Here is a 16,680-nt window from a genome sequence, read left to right as displayed (position 1 = left end):
GCTGGCACCTTGCCGTCCCTGCCCCGGCACGACAGAATGCCTCCCAACCAAGCCCGTAACGGGCACGGCCGGCGCCGACCGGTCAGGCGCAAGGGTTCAACCCTGCGCGAGAGGGAACGGAACCATCCCGCGCGATATCATTGCGCGGATGCCAGGGAGGTTGACGTCTTTGACGACGGCAGCAGATGCGCGCGCAGACACATTCCCGAAACTGCTTGTGCGCAACGCGGGCATACGCCCGAACCGCACCGCGTTCAGGCACAAGGACCTCGGGATATGGCAATCATGGACCTGGGGCGAGGTACACGAGATCGTGCGGGCCTATGCCAGCGGCTTGCAGGCGCTCGGCCTGAAGCGCGGCGGCAAGATCGCCATCATCGGCTATAACCGTCCCTATCTCTACTGGACCATCGCCGCCGCCCAGTGGCTCGGGGCGATCCCGATCCCGGTCTATGCGGATTCGGTCGCGGAGGAGATGGCCTATGTGCTCAGCCACGCCGAAGTGACCCATGCGGCCGTGCAGGACCAGGAGCAGGTCGACAAGATTCTCTCCGTGTCGGACCAGTTGCCGCAGCTTCAGCACGTGCTCTACGACGAGCAGAAGGGCCTGCGGGACTACGACCACAGCCGCCTGCATTCCATCGCATCCGTCGTCGAGGAGGGACGTGCGCGCCTGGCCGATCCGAAGGAGGCGGAGGGGATCGAGCGCGTCCTGCAGGAGGGCAAGGGCTCGGACCTCGCCATCATCCTCTACACCTCCGGCACGACGGGCCGCCCCAAGGGGGTGATGCTCACCTCCGACGCGGTGATTGCCGCCGCCCGGATCGGCTGCGAATTCGACAAGCTGGACGAGACCGACGAGATCATGGCCTATCTGCCGATCGCATGGGTCGGCGACCACATCTTCTCCTATGCGCAGGCGTTCCTGGCGGGCCTGTGCGTGAACTGTCCCGAGAGCCCGGAGACGGTGGCAGACGACCGGCGCGAGATCGGCGCCACTTACGTCTTCGCCCCGCCGCGCATCTTCGAGAGCATGCTCACGCTCACCATGGTGCGCATCGAGGATGCCAGCGCGCTCAAGCGGCGCATGTTCCACTTCTTCATCGACCACGCCAACAAGGTGGGCGAGAGGATCTTGAACCGGGAGCCCGGCGTCGGCCTGTGGGACCGCTTCCTCTGGAAGCTCGGCGACGTACTCGTCTATGCCCCCTTGCGCAACCGCTTCGGCATGACGCGGGTGAAGGTGGGCTACACGGCCGGCGAGGCCATCGGGCCGGAGATCTTCCGCTTCTACCGCTCCATCGGCGTGAACCTGAAGCAGCTCTACGGCCAGACCGAGGCATCCGTCTACATCACCATGCAGCCGGACGGAGAGATCCGCGCCGACACGGTGGGCCGCCCGGCCCCGCAGGTGGAGATCCGCATCGCCGACAACGGCGAGGTGCTCTACCGCTCGCCGGGCGTGTTCGTGGGTTACTACAAGGACGAGGAGAAGACGGCGGAGACGAAGACGCCCGACGGATTCGTGCATTCGGGCGATGCCGGCTTCTTCGACCAGAACGGCCATCTCAAGATCATCGACCGCGCCAAGGACGTGGGCAAGATGCGGGACGGTTCGCTCTTCCCGCCGAAATATGTCGAGAACAAGCTGAAGTTCTATCCCAACATCAAGGAGGCGGTCTGCTTCGGCGACGGCCGGGATTACGTGGCGGCCTTCATCAACATCGATCTCGTGGCGGTGAGCAACTGGGCCGAGCGCAACGGCGTCACCTATGCCTCCTACCAGGAGCTCGCAGGTCACCGCCTGGTCTACGACATGATCGAGAAGCATGTGGACGAGGTGAACCGCTCGCTCGCCGCCGAGCCGCGCATGGGCGGCGCCCAGATCAAGCGCTTCCTCATCCTGCACAAGGAACTCGACGCCGACGACGGCGAACTGACGCGTACCCAGAAGGTTCGCCGCGGCTTCATCGCCGACCGCTACGCTCCCCTCATCCATGCGCTCTACGACGGCTCGACCGAGGCCGACATCTCGACCGAGGTGACGTTCGAGGACGGCCGCAAGGGCGTCATCTCCGCACGGGTCAAGATCAGGGACATGAAGCTGTATCCGGCCGAACACACGACGCCCCTACCGGAGGCTGCAGAATGAGAGCGCCCGACAATCCCGTCTTCGCCAAGGGCGACGTGCTGCTCGCGGTCGAGAACGTGTCGCTAAGCTTCGGCGGCGTGAAGGCGCTCACCGATGTGTCCTTCGACATCCGCAAGAGCGAGATCCGCGCGATCATCGGCCCCAACGGCGCGGGCAAGACCTCGATGCTCAACTGCATCAACGGCTTCTACTACCCGACCGAGGGGCGCATCACCTTCAAGGGCGTGAAGCGCCCGAAGATGCGCCCCTACGAGGCGGCGCGCGGCGGCATCGCCCGCACCTTCCAGAACGTGGCCCTGTTCAAGAGCATGTCGACGCTCGACAACATCATGGCCGGGCGTTCCATCAAGATGAACTCCAACTTCTTCTGGCAGCTCTTCCGGCACGGTCCGGCCATGAGGGAGGAGGTCGAGCACCGCCGCGTCGTGGAGGAGATCATCGACTTCCTCGAGATCCAGCACATCCGGAAAACCCCGGTAGGACGCCTGCCCTACGGGCTGCAGAAGCGGGTCGAACTCGGGCGGGCGCTCGCCATGGAGCCGGAGCTGCTGCTCCTCGACGAGCCCATGGCCGGCATGAACCTGGAAGAGAAGGAGGACATGTCCCGCTTCATCCTCGAAGTGAACCAGCAATACGGCACCACCATCGCCCTCATCGAGCACGACATGGGCGTGGTGATGGATCTCTCCGACCGGGTCGTGGTGCTGGAATACGGGCGCAAGATCGCCGACGGCACGCCCGCCGAGGTCAAGGGCGACCAGCGGGTGATCGATGCCTATCTCGGCGTGGCGCATTGAGGGCGGGCGATGGACATTCTCTATAAGATTCTCATCGAGCCGTTCGTCTTCATGGGTGAGGCGCCGGATCTCCTGATCCAGACCCTCTGGGAGGGGCTCGTCTCCGGCGTGCTCTATGCGCTCATCGCGCTGGGCTTCGTGCTCATCTTCAAGGCCTCCGGCGTGTTCAACTTCGCCCAAGGCATCATGGTCGTGTTTGCGGCCCTGACCCTGGTGGGTCTCTACGAGAAGGGCGTGCCGGCCTTCCTGGCCCTGATCCTTGCGGCCGTGACGATGCTCGTGCTGGCCGTGCTGGTGGAGCGGATCGTGCTGCGACCGCTGGTCAACCAGCCCGACATCATCCTCTTCATGGCGACTTTCGGGCTCACCTACTTCCTCATCGGCTTCGGCGAACTCATCTTCGGCGGCAATCCGAAGGAGATGATCACCGACGCGCTGTTCCTGCCGCAGGGAACGACTGAACTGGACATGCTGGGTGGAAGGGTGCGCCTCCAGCACCTCGACATCGCCGCGGCGGTCATCGCCTCGATCATGATCGGCCTCTTGGCGGTGTTCTTCTCCAAGACCCGCATCGGCCGGGCCCTGCGCGCGGTCGCCGACAGCCACAAGGCGGCGCTATCGGTCGGCATCTCCCTCAACCAGATCTGGGTGATCGTCTGGTTTGCCGCCGGCATCGTGGCGCTGGTGGCCGGCATCATGTGGGGCGCGCGCTCCGGCGTCTCCTTCTCGCTCCAGATCATCGCCCTGAAGGCCCTGCCCGTGCTCATCCTCGGCGGCTTCACCTCCATTCCCGGCGCCATCATCGGCGGGCTCATCATCGGGGTCGGCGAGAAGATCGGGGAGTTCTACTGGGGGCCGCTGGTGGGCGGCGGGGTCGAGACATGGCTCGCCTACGTGATCGCCCTCATCTTCCTGCTCTACAGGCCGCAGGGCCTGTTCGGCGAAAAGATCATCGAACGCATTTAAAAGGGGTTTGCCAGTGCTCTACCGCGAGGCCGGCCAGTTCAAGACCAGCTACGTCGCCGACAGCGCGATCTTTCCCCTGCGCCAGGACCGGATCGGGATCGGGCTCATCATCCTCGCCGCCTATGCTCTTGCCTTCATCGGCAACAGCTTCCTGCTTCAGGCGGTGATGATCCCCTTCCTGGTGTTCTCCCTCGCCTCCATCGGGCTCAACATCCTCACGGGCTATACGGGCCTGCTGTCGCTGGGCACCGGTGCCTTCATGGGCGTGGGCGCCTATGCCTGCTACAAGCTGATGACCGCCTTTCCGGAGGTGAACGTCATCGTCTGGATCTTCGTCTCCGGCTTCTTCTCTGCCGCCATCGGCGCCCTGTTCGGCCTGCCTTCCCTGCGCATCAAGGGCTTCTATCTGGCCGTCGCGACTCTCGCGGCGCAGTTCTTCCTGCAATGGTGCTTCATCCGGATCCCGTGGCTGGTGAACTACAACGTCTCGGGCGCGCTCGATGCGCCGCTGCGCACCCTGTTCGGCATCCCGATCGTCGGCGCGACCGCCACTCCCCAGACGCGCTACCTCGTGGTGCTCACCATCGTGATCCTGCTCACCTGGCTCGCCTCGAATCTCGTCCACGGCCGCATCGGGCGCATGTGGATCGCCATCCGCGACATGGATCTGGCGGCTGAGCTCATGGGCATCCGCCCCCTGCAGACGAAGCTCCTGGCCTTTGCCGTCTCGTCCTATTACTGCGGCGTCGCCGGCGCGCTCCTCGTCTTTCTCTGGTATGGCGGCGCGGAATACGACGTCTTCAACATCAACCAGTCCTTCTTCATCCTCTTCATGGTGATCATCGGCGGACTGGGCAGCCTCATCGGCTCGTTCTTCGGCGCAGCGCTCATCTTCATCCTGCCCATCGTGCTGGGCATCGTGCTGCCGGCGATCCTGTCGCCCTTCGGCATCTCGGTGGGCGCCGACGTGATCGAGCACCTGCGCTTCATGATCGTGGGTGCGCTCATCATCTTTTTCCTGATCGTCGAACCGCACGGCCTCGCGCGGCTCTGGCAGATCGGCAAGCAGAAGCTCCTGGTCTGGCCGTTCCCCTACTGAACGGCGGATCGAAGGAGACGACGGAACAAGAATTCGGCCCTCCGGCCGATGCAACGGGAGGAAACGAAACATGTCGTTTCGCAAGTTTGGTCTAGGACTAGCCGTGGCGACCCTGCTCGCCGGCACTGCCCTGCCTGCCCTCGCGCAGGACTCGGTCTACGTTCCCCTCTTCACCTACCGCACCGGCCCCTTCGCCGGATCCGGAACGCCCATCGCCGACGGCATGCACGACTATCTTCGCATGCTGAACGAGCGCGACGGCGGCATCGGCGGCGTGAAGCTCGTGCTCGAGGAGTGCGAGACCGGCTACGACACCAAGAAGGGCGTCGAATGCTATGAGTCCGTGAAGGGCAAGAACCCGGTCATCGTGAACCCGTGGTCCACGGGCATCACCCTGCCGCTCATCCCGCGCGCCTCCGTGGACAAGATCCCGATCCTCTCCATGGCCTACGGCCTCTCGGCCTCGGCCCGCGGCGACATCTTCCCCTGGGTGTTCAACCCGCCGGCCACCTACTGGGACGGCATGTCGATGATCGTGAAGTACATCGGCGAGAAGGAAGGCGGCCTCGAGAAGCTGAAGGGCAAGAAGATCGGCTTCCTGCATCTGGACGCCGCCTTCGGCAAGGAGCCGATTCCGCTGCTCCAGGAAATGGCGAAGGATATCGGCTTCGAGGTGGCGCTCTACCCCGTGGCCGCCCAGGACATGCAGAACCAGTCCTCGCAATGGCTCAGCGTGCGCCGCGACCGGCCCGACTACATGATCATGTGGGGCTGGGGCTCCATGAACGGCGCCGCGGTGAAGGAAGCGGTGCGTTCGGGCTACCCGATGGACAAGTTCTACTCCATCTGGTGGCCGGGTGAGGACGACGCCCGCGCCGGCGGCGCCGGAGCCAAGGGCTTCAAGATGCTCAACTGGCATGCGGTGGGCGCCAACTTCCCCGCGATTCAGGACATCCAGAAGCATGTGGTCGACAAGGGCCTCTCCAAGGCTCCGAAGGACAAGGTCGGCGAGCTTCTCTACAACCGCGGCATCTACAACTCGCTGCTGATCGCCGAGGGCATCGCCACGGCGCAGAAGATCACCGGCAAGAAGGTGGTCACCGGCGAGGACGTGCGCCGCGGCATGGAGAACATCAAGCTCGATCCGGCCCGCCTGAAGGCGCTCGGCCTCGAGGGCTTCACCGACCAGCTCGTTCTCTCCTGCTCGGACCACAACGGCCACCGCGCCGCCTTCATGCAGGAATGGGACGGCACGAAGTGGGTGAAGATCTCCAACCCCATCGAGCCGATGACCGATCGCGTCCGCGGCCAGCTCGAGGCCGCCGCGAAGGACTATGCCGAGAAGAACGCCGGCTGGCCCAAGCGCACGGAAGCCTGCGACAAGGCGAGCTAGTGCAACCCTGCCCTCTCCCTTCGCGGGAGAGGGTGGCGAACGAAGTGAGCCGGGAGAGGGGCAGTTAATCACAAGCACAGCCCCTCTCCCACCCTGCTTCGCAGGGCACCCTCTCCCGCAAAGGGGAGAGGGCCTGGAGATTGAAATGACCGCCGCCGCACAACCTGTTTCAGCCGTCGAAACCGTCCTCACGGTCAACAACATCGAGGTCGTCTACGACCACGTGATCCTCGTCCTGAAAGGCGTCTCGCTCACCGTGCCGAAGGGCGGCATCGTGGCGCTGCTCGGGGCCAACGGCGCGGGCAAGACCACCACCCTCAAAGCCATCTCCAACCTGCTGCGCGCCGAGCGCGGCGAGGTGACCAAGGGCTCCATCGAGTTCAACGGCGAGCGCGTCGACAAGCTCTCCCCGAACGAGCTCGTGCGCCGCGGCTGCATTCAGGTTCTGGAGGGCCGGCACTGCTTCGGCCATCTCACCATCGAGGAGAACCTGCTCACCGGCGCCTTCACCCGGCGCGACGGCAATGCCGCCATCCGGCGCGACCTGGAGGCGATCTACGAATACTTCCCCCGCCTCAAGCAGCGGCGGACCTCCATGGCGGGCTACACCTCCGGCGGCGAGCAGCAGATGTGCGCCATCGGCCGGGCGATGATGTCCCGCCCCTCCATGATCCTGCTGGACGAGCCGTCCATGGGCCTTGCGCCGCAGATCGTGGAGGAGATCTTCGAGATCGTGCGCAAGCTCAACGCAACGGAGGGCGTCTCATTCCTCCTCGCGGAGCAGAACACCAACATGGCGCTGAAATACGCCACCTACGGCTACATCCTCGAGACCGGACGCGTCGTCATGGACGGCCCGGCGCAGATGCTGCGCGAGAACGAGGACGTGAAGGAGTTTTACCTCGGCGTGTCGGAGGGCGACCGCAAGTCGTTCCGCGCCGTGAAGAGCTACAAGCGGCGCAAGCGCTGGCTGGCTTGATATGGGGATGTGCCAAACCGCACTTGACGTTACGTCATAGCTTTTCTTACGGTCCGGTCTCGTGAGCGATGAGTTGCTCACGCGATACCTTGCTGGGGGCATTCAATGGATTTCGCACAAGCAGTCAAAACCTGTCTCAACAAGTACGCCGCCTTCTCGGGACGCGCCCAGCGTTCGGAGTACTGGTACTTCTTCCTGTTCATGGTGCTCGCGAACATCGTCGCCAGCGTTCTGGACTCCGCAATCTTCGGCGACATCCCGGTCCTCTACCTGATCGCCACGCTGGCTCTCTTGGTTCCAAGCATTGCTGCGGGCGTGCGCCGCCTGCACGATACGGACAAGTCAGGCTGGTGGCTGCTTCTCGGCTTCATTCCGGTGGTCGGCGCCATCGTGCTGATCGTGTTCTTCTGCCAGCGCGGCACCGTAGGGCCGAACCAGTTCGGGCCGGACCCCCTGCAGGCGTCCATCGCAAACGCGCATATGGCCCGTGCTTAACGCTCGGCCTGCGCCGGCACGCTACGGAGAGGTCATCGGGCAGCTCCGACGACCTCTCCGAAACAGCTTTCTGTTGAATGGGAGACACGCCCTTGGCTGATCACTACGACGCTCTCGAAACCCGTGATCCCGCCGAGCGTGAGACTTCGCTCTTCGCCCAGCTGCCTGAGATTCTGAGGCAGGCCATCCGTTCGCCAGCCTATGCCGAGCGGCTGAGGGGGATCGACCCTGCCGCTGTCACGAGCCGCGAGGCTCTGGCAACCTTACCCTTGCTGCGTAAGGCCGAACTGCCGATCCTGCAGAAGGCTGCCCTCCCCTTCGGCGGCTTTGTGGCCGAGGCGCCCGGCTCGTTCGGCCGTCTCTTCACCTCGCCGGGACCGATCTTCGAGCCGGAATCCGCCACCTCCAACCCCTGGCGTTCGGCACGCGGGCTCTTCGCCGCCGGATTCCGGAAGGGCGATGTGGTGCTCAACACCTTCAGTTATCATCTGACGCCGGGCGGCTTCATCCTGGATTCCGGAGCGAGGGCCTTGGGCTGCGCCGTCATTCCGGCCGGCCCCGGCAACACGGAGCAGCAATTCGAGCTGATCGAAGCCTACCGCCCGGCGGCCTATTGCGGCACGCCCGACTTCCTCAAGATCCTGCTCGACGGCGCGGCGGCCGCGGGACGGGACGTCTCATCGATCAGGCGGGCGCTCGTCTCCGGCGCGGCCTTCCCGAAATCCTTGCAGGAGGAGTTCTCCGCGAAGGGGATCGAAGCCTATCAGGCCTATGCCACGGCGGATCTTGGCTTCGTCGCCTACGAGACATCCGCCCGCGAAGGCCTCGTCGTCAACGAGGACATCATCGTCGAGATCGTGCGGCCCGGCACGGGAGACCCGGTGCCGGAGGGCGAAGTCGGGGAGATCGTGGTGACGACCCTCGATCCGCACCATCCCATCATTCGCCTGGCGCTGGGCGATCTCACCGCCGTGCTGCCGGGCCGGAGCCCCTGCGGACGCACCAACATGCGCATCAGGGGCTGGATGGGACGGGCGGATCAGGCGACCAAGGTCAAGGGCATGTTCGTGCGCCCCGAGCAGGTGGCGGAGATCGGCCGCCGCCACCCGGAACTGAGCCGCCTGCGCCTCGTGGTGACCCGCGAGGGCGAAACCGACGTCATGACCCTGAACGCGGAAACCGCGGCGCCGAGCGACGACCTTGCGGCTGCCGTTGCGGCAACGCTGCAGGGCGTCGCGAAGCTGAAGGGTGCCGTGGCCCTCGTCCCCCCGGGCACCATCCCCAATGACGGCAAGGTCATTGCGGACGAGCGGAAGTACGACTGAGATCGACCTTTCACTGCGGCAATCGGGCTTTGCGAGAACGCATAAAAGGCCAAGCTTGAACCGCTGACTCGCAGCCCATAATCTCAAGCTTGTGGGTGATTCGAAGCACCCGGGTTTTCCAACAGCAGAAAAAGAAAGAGCACCCAAAAGGGTGCTCTAAGGTGTCCGGCCGTAGGGGCAAAAATGACCGGAGATGCCTATTAACGTCAGTGCTCCGAGTTGGTTCCGAAAAAATCTTAAAAAATTTTCAGGTCTCACCAGCGCCTCATTCAGGTCACGTTTTCTGAGTCTAAGGCAGAGCTTCCCGTGGGGGCAATCACGGGCCGGGGGCCGCGACCACAGATCCTCTCGAGGGACGGTCGCGGCCTTTCTTGTGACCTGGCTGCCAGCCCAAGGGGCTGCACCCGATGACCCAAGCCGCTAGAGATCGCCGAGCATCAGCTGGGCCGGGTTGCCCGGCTTCGCGGCCGCCGGGCGCCTCTTGTCGGACACCGCGCCCCCAGCCTCCCTGCTCATCGCCCGCTTCCGAAGCCGCGTCTCGCCCATGCGGGCCTTCGCCTTGTCCCGCGCCACGGCTTCGGGCGCCGCGGGGTTGTCGTCGAGCCACTTGCCACGCTTGATGACCTCGTTGACCCGCCCCTGATTGACGCCCAGTTCGAAGGCGATCTCCTGCTGGGTCATCTCCGTGGTGGCGTGGAGTTCCAGGATGCGCCGGGCCAGATCCGGGGTCATCTTGCGCCCGGCAATCCGGCGGGCGGGAGCGATCGAGCGCTTGCTGCGATCGCGCTCGCGAAGTTTCTGCAGGATGGCGAGGGCCATGTGCATCCCCTGCTCCCGCAGCGCTTCCTCGAATTCCTTGAGCGTGGTCAAGCTGAGCGCACTCCTTTACGAAAACAGCCCCGGCCGGATAGCAGAGCCCCTGCTGCGGCTCCGCCCCTCCCTATCAACGGCCACGCTGAATCTTGGTTTCGACAGAGGCTCGGGCGCATCACTCCTCCTCCTTGCAGGGCCAGGATTTCGGCGCGACCAGACCCGGCGGCAGCTTGGTCTCGGGGGTGCCGCAGGCGACATCGACCTGGGCTTGGGTGAGGCCCGTGGCCCCGCTCAGGTCGGCACCACCAATCTGGGTCAGGAAGAGATAGGCGCCGGTCAGGTTGACGCCCTGCAGATTGAGCCCGTCGAGGCGGGAGCGCGACAGGTTCGCGTAGCTGAAATCGACCTTTGCGGCCTTTGCGCTCTGGAAGAGCACCCGGGCCAGCTCGGCCTTCGACAGGTTGGCGCCGGTGAGGTCCGCACCGCTGAAATCCGACCGGTTCAGCTCGGCCTTGTTGAAGTTCGCCCCCGCTGCCTTCGCTCCGGCAAAGTTCGACCGGTTCATGTCGGACGAGACGAACACCGCATCGGTGAGATTGGCCTGGCCGAAATTGGCGCGCCAGCCGAGGGCCTTGGTAAAATTCGCCCGCGACAGATCGGCCCCCTCGAACCGGGTGCGGCTGATCTCCGTCTCGCTCAGGTTCGCGCCGGCCATTTTCGAAGATGCGAAGTCGCTCAGGGTGAGGAGCGAGCGCGTGAAGATCGTGCCCGTCAGGTCCTCGCCCGCCAGCACCAGGCGTGCCTTCGAACAGCCCGACCAGTCGACGCCCGGTCCGGGCGCATCCTGGCACTTGGCGGCAGCAGGCCCGGCCCAGAGGAAGGCCGTCAGCAGAACTCCGGAAACCTGCGGGCCCATCCTTGTCCGAAGCTCGGGTCGACGCATCCGCACGCGAAAACGCTCCTCATCAAGCCTTCTTCGAAGCCATGCAGGATGAATTAGGCGGTCCGGTCCCTGGGAGGAGGCCCAGCGGCGCGATTTTGTGTGGATTTCCCCGACTCGACTTCCCCAACGTATGGTCTAGCTTCAGCCGCGATTCCCATGGAGCAAGACATGCGCTTCCTTGTCGCCCTTCCCGCCGCCCTGCTGGCCGGGTCCGCCTTGAGCGGCTGCGTCGCATCGACGACCCCCGTCGGCGTTCTGCCGCGCGATCCCGTCCCGCCTCCCCCGTCCATCGCCCGGGAAACAGGGCCGCGCGGGACGAGCCAAGGGGCCGCCGGCCCCGCACAGCGCCGGGGGCTCAGCGTTCCGGGCCAGGGCGCCGCTCCCCGCCCCTGAGCTGGGCCGGACACCCCTCGAAAGAGCATCCCATCATGCGCCAATGCGTAGCTGGCGCCGCTTCCTGTGCCGGTGGTATATGACCCTGCGGCAAACCAACAACAGCGGGATGGACTTCCATGACATGGGTTGAGGCAATCGGCTGGCTCGGAGCAGCCCTTGCCATCACGGGCAGCGCGATGAAGACCATCATCCCGCTGCGCTGCATCGGGATTGCAGCGAACATCTGCTCGCTGATCTTCTCGTCGTTCACGCACAACTATCCGAGCCTGGTGGTGAACCTGATTCTGCTGCCGCTCAACAGCGTGCGGCTCTACCAAATGCTGGGCCTGATCAAGCGGGTCAAGAAGGCCTCGAAGAGCGACCTGTCCATGGACTGGCTCAAGCCCTTCATGACCCGCCGCAAGACGAAGGCTGGCGAGGTGCTCTTCGCCAAGGGCGATGTCGCCACCTGCATGTTCTACACGCTCTCGGGGCGCTATCGCCTCAAGGAGATCGGCATCGAGCTGGTCCAGGGGCAGGTCGTCGGCGAAATGGGCTTCCTCTCGCCCGACAACACCCGCACACAGACTCTCGAATGCATCGAGGGGGGCGAGGTGCTCAGCATCTCCTATGACGAGGTGCGCCAGCTCTACTTCCAGAACCCGCAATTCGGCTTCTACTTCCTGCGCCTGTCCAGTGAGCGGCTGTTCCACAACATGCAGAGAATGGAGGAGGAGATCGCCCGCCTGCGCGCCGCGCTGCCCCAGGTCGAGACGGTGCAGAAAGCGGCCTCAGCTTAGAATTCCTACAAGGAGGCCGCAGTTTAGAATTTCTATAAGTTATTGATTTGATTTGTTTTTTGATTGACCGCAAAGATCGATCATGGTTCCTGCGGCATCAACGGGTCACGGCGCTACGCCGACCTGGATCGATTTTTTTCGAAGGAACCTATGATGGCGAACATCTCGTTTGCGCGCGGCCTGCTTTTCGGTGCGGCTGCCCTGGGCACCCTGGCGGGGACGGGCCTTCCGGCTTCGGCCGAGGAAGTGCTGAACATCTACACCACCCGTGAGCCCGGCCTGATCAAGCCCGTCCTCGACGAGTTCACGAAAGAGACCGGCATCAAGGTCAACACGATATTCATCAACAACGGCCTCGAGGAGCGCATCCGCACCGAGGGCGCGAACAGCCCGGCCGACGTGATCATCACGGTCGATATCGGCCGCCTCCAGGCCGCCAAGGATTACGGCGTGACGCAGCCCGTGAAGTCGGACGCCCTCGAGAAGGTCATTCCTGCCGCCTACCGCGATCCGGAAGGCCACTGGTTCGGCATCGCCCTGCGCGGCCGCGTCGTCTACGCCTCCAAGGAGCGCGTGAAGCAGGACAAGATCTCCTATGAGGAGCTCGCCGATCCCAAGTGGAAGGGCAAGGTCTGCATCCGCTCCGGCCAGCACCTCTACAATGTCAGCCTCATCGCCGCGATGATCGCCCACAAGGGCGAGGCCAAGGCCGAGGAATGGCTGAAGGGTGTGAAGGCCAACCTCGCCAGGAAGCCCTCGGGCGGCGACCGCGAGCAGGCCAAGGACATTCTGGCCGGCGTCTGCGACATCGCCGTCGGCAACACCTACTACGTCTCGCTCATGCTCAACGGCAAGGACGAGGAGCAGAAGAAGTGGGGCCAGGCGATCAACGTGATCCTCCCCACCTTCGAGGGCGGCGGCACCCACGTGAACGTCTCCGGCCTGGCGCTGGCGAAGAACGCTCCGAACAAGGCCAATGCCGTGAAGTTCATGGAGTACATGGTCTCCGACGCGTCGCAGCAGATCCATGCCGAGCTCAACTCGGAATACCCGATCAAGGCCGGCATCAAGATCCACCCGACCATCGCCTCCTTCGGCGAGCTCAAGGCCGACAACGTGCCGATCGCCGAGATCGCGAAGCTCCGCAAGAAGGCCAGCGAGCTGGTCGACAAGGTCGGCTTCGATCAATAAGACGGTGAGCGGCATCAGCCGCCCACTTCCACTTCAGAGAGGCGCTGCCGGCAACGGCGGCGCCGTTTGCGTTCAACCGTGATCGTCCAAGCCCCGACCGCATTCCGCTCCTCGCCCCGGCGAAAGGCAAAGCGCATCCCGTGGTGGCTCTCGGCCGCCGTGGCGGCTGTCGGCATGCTCGTTCTCCTGCCGCTCGCCTCCCTGATCGGCATCGCGGCCGAGGGCGATGCGGAAATCTGGCCGCACCTCCTCGCCAATGTGCTGCCGTCCAGCATCGTCGACACGCTCGCCCTCCTGGCGGGCGTTGCCGTCGTTGCAGGCTCCATGGGCATCACCACCGCCTGGCTCGTCACCGCGCACCGGTTCCCGGGCCGCGGCATGCTGGTCTGGCTCCTGCCGCTGCCGCTCGCGGTGCCCACCTACATCACCGCCTACATCTACGTGGAAATGTTCGACTCCGCCGGCCTCGTGCAGATGGCCCTGCGCGAGTTCATGGGCTGGAGGTCGCGAGCGGATTACTGGTTTCCCGAAATCAGGTCCCTGCCCGGCTGCATCCTCGTGATGTCCGTGGTGCTCTATCCCTACATCTACATTGCGGCGCGGGCGATGTTCCTGACGCAGAGCGCCAGCATGCTGGAGGTGGCGCGCACCCTGGGCGCGAGCAGGATCAAGCTCTTCCGCATCATCGCGCTCCCCCTCGCCCGGCCCGCTCTTGCCGTCGGCGTCTCGCTCGCCCTGCTCGAGGCGCTCAACGACATCGGCGCGAGCGAGTACCTTGGCGTGCGCACGCTGACGGTGTCCGTGTACAATACCTGGCTCAACCGCGGCAGCCTGGCGGGCGCGGCCCAGATCGCCTGCGTCATGCTCGCCTTCGTGGTCGGCCTGATCCTGATCGAGCGCTACGGCCGGCGGGACCGGCGCTACGCCCCTTCGCCCAAGCGTCATCGCACGGTGCATCCCGTTCCGCTCGTCGGCGGCCGCGCCTGGCTCGCTGCCGTGCTCTGCGCGGTGCCGGCCGTGCTGGGCTTCATCCTGCCGACGGGATTCCTGCTGCGCGAGACCCTGCGCGGCAGCCTGTTCACGCAGCTGGATGCGGATTTCCTGGCTCATTTCCTGACGACCATCGGCCTGTCGCTCGTTGCGACGGCGGCAACGCTGGTCGTGGCCGTCATGATGGTCTCGGCCGCCCGGCTGTCCAAGACCCCCCTGACGAAGGGAGCGCTCTTCGCGGCAGGCCTCGGCTACGCCCTTCCCGGGACGGTGCTCGCCTTGGGCCTCATGACGCCGCTCGTCGGCTTCGACAATCTCATCGGCATGATCTGGCGCACCTTGACCGGCGAGCGCCTCGGCCTCCTTCTCATGGGAGCTGCAGGCGGCATCGTCATCGCCTACGTGATCCGCTTCCTGTCGATCGCGACCGGCTCGCTGTCGGCGGGCCTCGACCGGGTTTCGCCGAGCCTCGAGGATGCGGCGCGCACGCTCGGCGCCTCGCGGCGGGAGATGGTCTGGACGATCCAGATCCCGCTCATGCGTCCGGCCCTGGCGAGCGCCGCCCTGCTGATCTTCGTGGACTGCATCAAGGAGCTGCCGGCAACCCTGTTGCTCCGGCCCCTCAACACCGAGACGCTTTCGACCCTCGTCTACACCTATGCCTCTCGCGGCCGGTTCGAGGACGGCTCGCTCGCCGCCCTCGTCATCGTGCTGGTGGGCCTGATCCCTGTCATCCAGCTCGTCCGCAGCGCCGAGGCCCATCCGAAGAGAGCCGAGGCGGAAGCTTCGTCGGGCAGCTCCAGCCCATAAGAAAAGCGGCCCTCCCGGGCCGCTCTCCCTTCATCTGCGCTTTGACCTACGCCGCGTTGGACCGACCCCCGTTCAAGGCTACCTTGAACTCGGCTTCCGTCTTTTGCTTGATTTCATCCACCGTCACCCCTTCGGCGAGCTCGATCAGGGTCATGCCGGAGCCGCCCTTCTTGTCGATGGTGAAGACGCCGAGATCGGTGATCACCATGTCGACCACGCCCGCTCCGGTGAGCGGCAGAGTGCAACTCTTGAGCAGCTTCGGCTCCACGGAACCGTCCTTGGCCTTGGCCACGTGCTCCATGACCACGACGACGCGCTTGACGCCCGCCACGAGGTCCATGGCGCCGCCCATGCCCTTCACCATCTTGCCCGGGATCATCCAGTTGGCGAGGTCGCCGTTCTCGGCCACCTGCATGGCGCCCAGGATCGACAGGTCGATATGGCCGCCGCGGATCATCGCGAAGGAATCGGCGGAGGAGAAATAGCTCGTGGTCGGCAGCTCCGTGATCGTCTGCTTGCCGGCATTGATGAGGTCCGCATCCTCCTCGCCCTCGAAGGGGAAGGGGCCCATGCCCAGCATGCCGTTCTCCGACTGGAGCTGCACGCGCATGCCCTTCGGGATGAAATTGGAGACCAGCGTCGGGATGCCGATGCCGAGGTTCACATAGTAGCCGTCGCGCAGCTCCTTGGCGGCGCGGGCGGCCATCTGCTCACGGGTCCAGGCCATCAGACTTCCTCCCCTGCTCCGGCAGGCGCCGCAGCCTCGGCGCGCTTGCGGGTTGTGCGTTGCTCGATGTGTTTGACCGGGTTCGGCACATGGACGATGCGCTTCACGAAGATGCCCGGCGTGTGGATGCAATCCGGATCGATCTCGCCGGCCGGCACCAGGTGCTCGACCTCGGCGATGGTGAGCCGCGAGGCGGTGGCCATCATCGGATTGAAGTTGCGGGCGGTCTTCCGGTAGACGAGATTGCCTTCCGTGTCGCCCTTCCAGGCATGGACGATGGAGATGTCGGCGAAGAGACCCGTCTCCATGACGTATTTCTCGCCGTTGAACTCGCGCACCTCCTTGCCCTCGGCGATGAGGGTGCCGACCCCGGTCTTGGTGTAGAAGGCCGGGATGCCGGCGCCGCCGGCGCGGATGCGCTCGGCGAGAGTGCCCTGAGGATTGAATTCCAGCTCCAGCTCCCCGGAGAGATACTGCTGCGCGAAGAGCTTGTTCTCTCCCACATACGACGAGATCATCTTGCGGATCTGCTGGGTCTCCAGCAGGCGGCCGAGACCGATGCCGTCCACGCCCGCATTGTTCGAGATGAAGGTCAGGTCCTTCGCCCCCGAATCACGGATCGCCTCGATCAGCGTCTCCGGAATGCCGCAGAGGCCGAAGCCTCCCGCCATGATGGTCATGCCATCCTTCACCAACCCAGCCAGCGCCGATCGCGCATCGCTGTAAACCTTGTCCATCAAATCCCCTCCTTATGGGCAGCGTTCATGCCCGTTCGAAGCGTTCCGAGGCGCCTTCGGGAGGCGCGGACCCGGTTCGCTTGCCCGA

At 64.8% G+C, this 16,680-nt stretch carries 16 protein-coding genes; 12 read left to right on the top strand and 4 right to left on the bottom strand.

The annotated features are described in order from the left end of the window. Nucleotides 1–148 precede the first annotated feature (148 nt). The 8 genes from GR303_RS01010 to GR303_RS00975 all read left to right on the top strand — a co-directional run bounded on the left by GR303_RS01010 (nucleotide 149) and on the right by GR303_RS00975 (nucleotide 9,206). On the top strand, nucleotides 149–2,152 hold the full coding sequence (locus GR303_RS01010; protein WP_161721542.1) for an AMP-dependent synthetase/ligase: 2,004 nt from the start codon (nucleotides 149–151) through the stop codon (nucleotides 2,150–2,152). Beyond that, nucleotides 2,149–2,949 (top strand): ABC transporter ATP-binding protein, encoded by an 801-nt coding sequence (locus tag GR303_RS01005; RefSeq protein ID WP_161721541.1) that lies wholly within the window; start codon nucleotides 2,149–2,151, stop codon nucleotides 2,947–2,949. Before GR303_RS01010 ends, GR303_RS01005 begins: the two co-directional genes overlap by 4 nt. 9 nt (nucleotides 2,950–2,958) lie before the next feature. Continuing rightward, nucleotides 2,959–3,915 carry a branched-chain amino acid ABC transporter permease gene (locus tag GR303_RS01000; protein WP_201751844.1) on the top strand — a complete coding sequence of 319 codons (957 nt, stop codon included), beginning with the start codon at nucleotides 2,959–2,961 and terminating at the stop codon, nucleotides 3,913–3,915. A gap of 13 nt (nucleotides 3,916–3,928) precedes the next feature. Beyond that, nucleotides 3,929–5,014, top strand: a complete 1,086-nt coding sequence (locus GR303_RS00995; protein WP_161721540.1) for an ABC transporter permease subunit — start codon at nucleotides 3,929–3,931, stop codon at nucleotides 5,012–5,014. A 70-nt stretch (nucleotides 5,015–5,084) separates the two neighbouring features. Next, entirely contained in the window at nucleotides 5,085–6,407 is a 1,323-nt protein-coding gene (locus GR303_RS00990) for an ABC transporter substrate-binding protein (protein ID WP_161721539.1), read from the top strand. A 145-nt stretch (nucleotides 6,408–6,552) separates the two neighbouring features. Next, nucleotides 6,553–7,386: an ABC transporter ATP-binding protein gene (locus GR303_RS00985; RefSeq protein ID WP_161721538.1), complete on the top strand. Its 834-nt coding sequence runs from the start codon at nucleotides 6,553–6,555 to the stop codon at nucleotides 7,384–7,386. Nucleotides 7,387–7,491: 105 nt separating this feature from the next. Then, a complete protein-coding gene (locus tag GR303_RS00980) occupies nucleotides 7,492–7,881 on the top strand; it encodes a DUF805 domain-containing protein (RefSeq protein ID WP_161721537.1) in 390 nt (129 codons plus the stop codon). A gap of 92 nt (nucleotides 7,882–7,973) precedes the next feature. Then, on the top strand, nucleotides 7,974–9,206 hold the full coding sequence (locus tag GR303_RS00975) for a phenylacetate--CoA ligase family protein (RefSeq protein ID WP_161721536.1): 1,233 nt from the start codon (nucleotides 7,974–7,976) through the stop codon (nucleotides 9,204–9,206). Between the two features lie 420 nt (nucleotides 9,207–9,626). Here the strand turns inward: GR303_RS00975 and GR303_RS00970 are convergent, their stop codons facing one another. Both GR303_RS00970 and GR303_RS00965 read right to left on the bottom strand, forming a co-directional pair. Continuing rightward, nucleotides 9,627–10,076: a sigma factor-like helix-turn-helix DNA-binding protein gene (locus GR303_RS00970; protein ID WP_161721535.1), complete on the bottom strand. Its 450-nt coding sequence runs from the start codon at nucleotides 10,074–10,076 to the stop codon at nucleotides 9,627–9,629. A 118-nt stretch (nucleotides 10,077–10,194) separates the two neighbouring features. Then, nucleotides 10,195–10,935, bottom strand: a complete 741-nt coding sequence (locus GR303_RS00965) for a pentapeptide repeat-containing protein (RefSeq protein ID WP_161721534.1) — start codon at nucleotides 10,933–10,935, stop codon at nucleotides 10,195–10,197. Between the two features lie 195 nt (nucleotides 10,936–11,130). On the opposite strand from GR303_RS00965, the gene GR303_RS00960 reads away from it, so the two are divergent. The 4 genes from GR303_RS00960 (at nucleotide 11,131) to GR303_RS00945 (ending at nucleotide 15,128) form a co-directional block, all read left to right on the top strand. Further along, nucleotides 11,131–11,355 (top strand): hypothetical protein, encoded by a 225-nt coding sequence (locus GR303_RS00960; RefSeq protein ID WP_161721533.1) that lies wholly within the window; start codon nucleotides 11,131–11,133, stop codon nucleotides 11,353–11,355. A 119-nt stretch (nucleotides 11,356–11,474) separates the two neighbouring features. Then, nucleotides 11,475–12,137, top strand: a complete 663-nt coding sequence (locus tag GR303_RS00955) for a Crp/Fnr family transcriptional regulator (RefSeq protein ID WP_161721532.1) — start codon at nucleotides 11,475–11,477, stop codon at nucleotides 12,135–12,137. A gap of 150 nt (nucleotides 12,138–12,287) precedes the next feature. After that, nucleotides 12,288–13,328, top strand: a complete 1,041-nt coding sequence (locus tag GR303_RS00950; RefSeq protein ID WP_161721531.1) for a Fe(3+) ABC transporter substrate-binding protein — start codon at nucleotides 12,288–12,290, stop codon at nucleotides 13,326–13,328. 66 nt (nucleotides 13,329–13,394) lie between these two features. Beyond that, the gene (locus GR303_RS00945) at nucleotides 13,395–15,128 is read left to right on the top strand and encodes an ABC transporter permease (RefSeq protein WP_246726411.1); all 1,734 of its coding nucleotides are present in this window, start codon (nucleotides 13,395–13,397) and stop codon (nucleotides 15,126–15,128) included. Nucleotides 15,129–15,174: 46 nt separating this feature from the next. On the opposite strand, the gene GR303_RS00940 is transcribed toward GR303_RS00945, so the two are convergent. Together GR303_RS00940 and GR303_RS00935 are read right to left on the bottom strand one after the other, a co-directional pair. Beyond that, entirely contained in the window at nucleotides 15,175–15,855 is a 681-nt protein-coding gene (locus GR303_RS00940) for a 3-oxoacid CoA-transferase subunit B (protein WP_161721530.1), read from the bottom strand. After that, the gene (locus GR303_RS00935; protein WP_161721529.1) at nucleotides 15,855–16,592 is read right to left on the bottom strand and encodes a CoA transferase subunit A; all 738 of its coding nucleotides are present in this window, start codon (nucleotides 16,590–16,592) and stop codon (nucleotides 15,855–15,857) included. Before GR303_RS00935 ends, GR303_RS00940 begins: the two co-directional genes overlap by 1 nt. Nucleotides 16,593–16,680 lie beyond the last annotated feature (88 nt).

Origin of the sequence: Microvirga arsenatis, from assembly GCF_009910705.1 — a bacterium.
Lineage (GTDB): Bacteria > Pseudomonadota > Alphaproteobacteria > Rhizobiales > Beijerinckiaceae > Microvirga > Microvirga arsenatis.
The sequence above is the reverse complement of the archived record's forward strand: the minus strand, read 5'-3'. Positions and strand labels throughout refer to the sequence as shown.

Excerpts from the sequence above, each read along its gene's own strand:
- GR303_RS00950 (WP_161721531.1), top strand. The coding sequence starts at position 12,288 with ATGATGGCGAACATCTCGTTTGCGCGCGGCCTGCTTTTCGGTGCGGCT.
- GR303_RS00940 (WP_161721530.1), bottom strand. The coding sequence starts at position 15,855 with ATGGCCTGGACCCGTGAGCAGATGGCCGCCCGCGCCGCCAAGGAGCTG.
- GR303_RS01005 (WP_161721541.1), top strand. The coding sequence starts at position 2,149 with ATGAGAGCGCCCGACAATCCCGTCTTCGCCAAGGGCGACGTGCTGCTC.
- GR303_RS00935 (WP_161721529.1), bottom strand. The coding sequence starts at position 16,592 with ATGGACAAGGTTTACAGCGATGCGCGATCGGCGCTGGCTGGGTTGGTG.
- GR303_RS00980 (WP_161721537.1), top strand. The coding sequence starts at position 7,492 with ATGGATTTCGCACAAGCAGTCAAAACCTGTCTCAACAAGTACGCCGCC.
- GR303_RS00955 (WP_161721532.1), top strand. The coding sequence starts at position 11,475 with ATGACATGGGTTGAGGCAATCGGCTGGCTCGGAGCAGCCCTTGCCATC.
- GR303_RS01010 (WP_161721542.1), top strand. The coding sequence starts at position 149 with ATGCCAGGGAGGTTGACGTCTTTGACGACGGCAGCAGATGCGCGCGCA.
- GR303_RS00990 (WP_161721539.1), top strand. The coding sequence starts at position 5,085 with ATGTCGTTTCGCAAGTTTGGTCTAGGACTAGCCGTGGCGACCCTGCTC.
- GR303_RS00960 (WP_161721533.1), top strand. The coding sequence starts at position 11,131 with ATGCGCTTCCTTGTCGCCCTTCCCGCCGCCCTGCTGGCCGGGTCCGCC.
- GR303_RS00965 (WP_161721534.1), bottom strand. The coding sequence starts at position 10,935 with ATGGGCCCGCAGGTTTCCGGAGTTCTGCTGACGGCCTTCCTCTGGGCC.
- GR303_RS01000 (WP_201751844.1), top strand. The coding sequence starts at position 2,959 with ATGGACATTCTCTATAAGATTCTCATCGAGCCGTTCGTCTTCATGGGT.
- GR303_RS00985 (WP_161721538.1), top strand. The coding sequence starts at position 6,553 with ATGACCGCCGCCGCACAACCTGTTTCAGCCGTCGAAACCGTCCTCACG.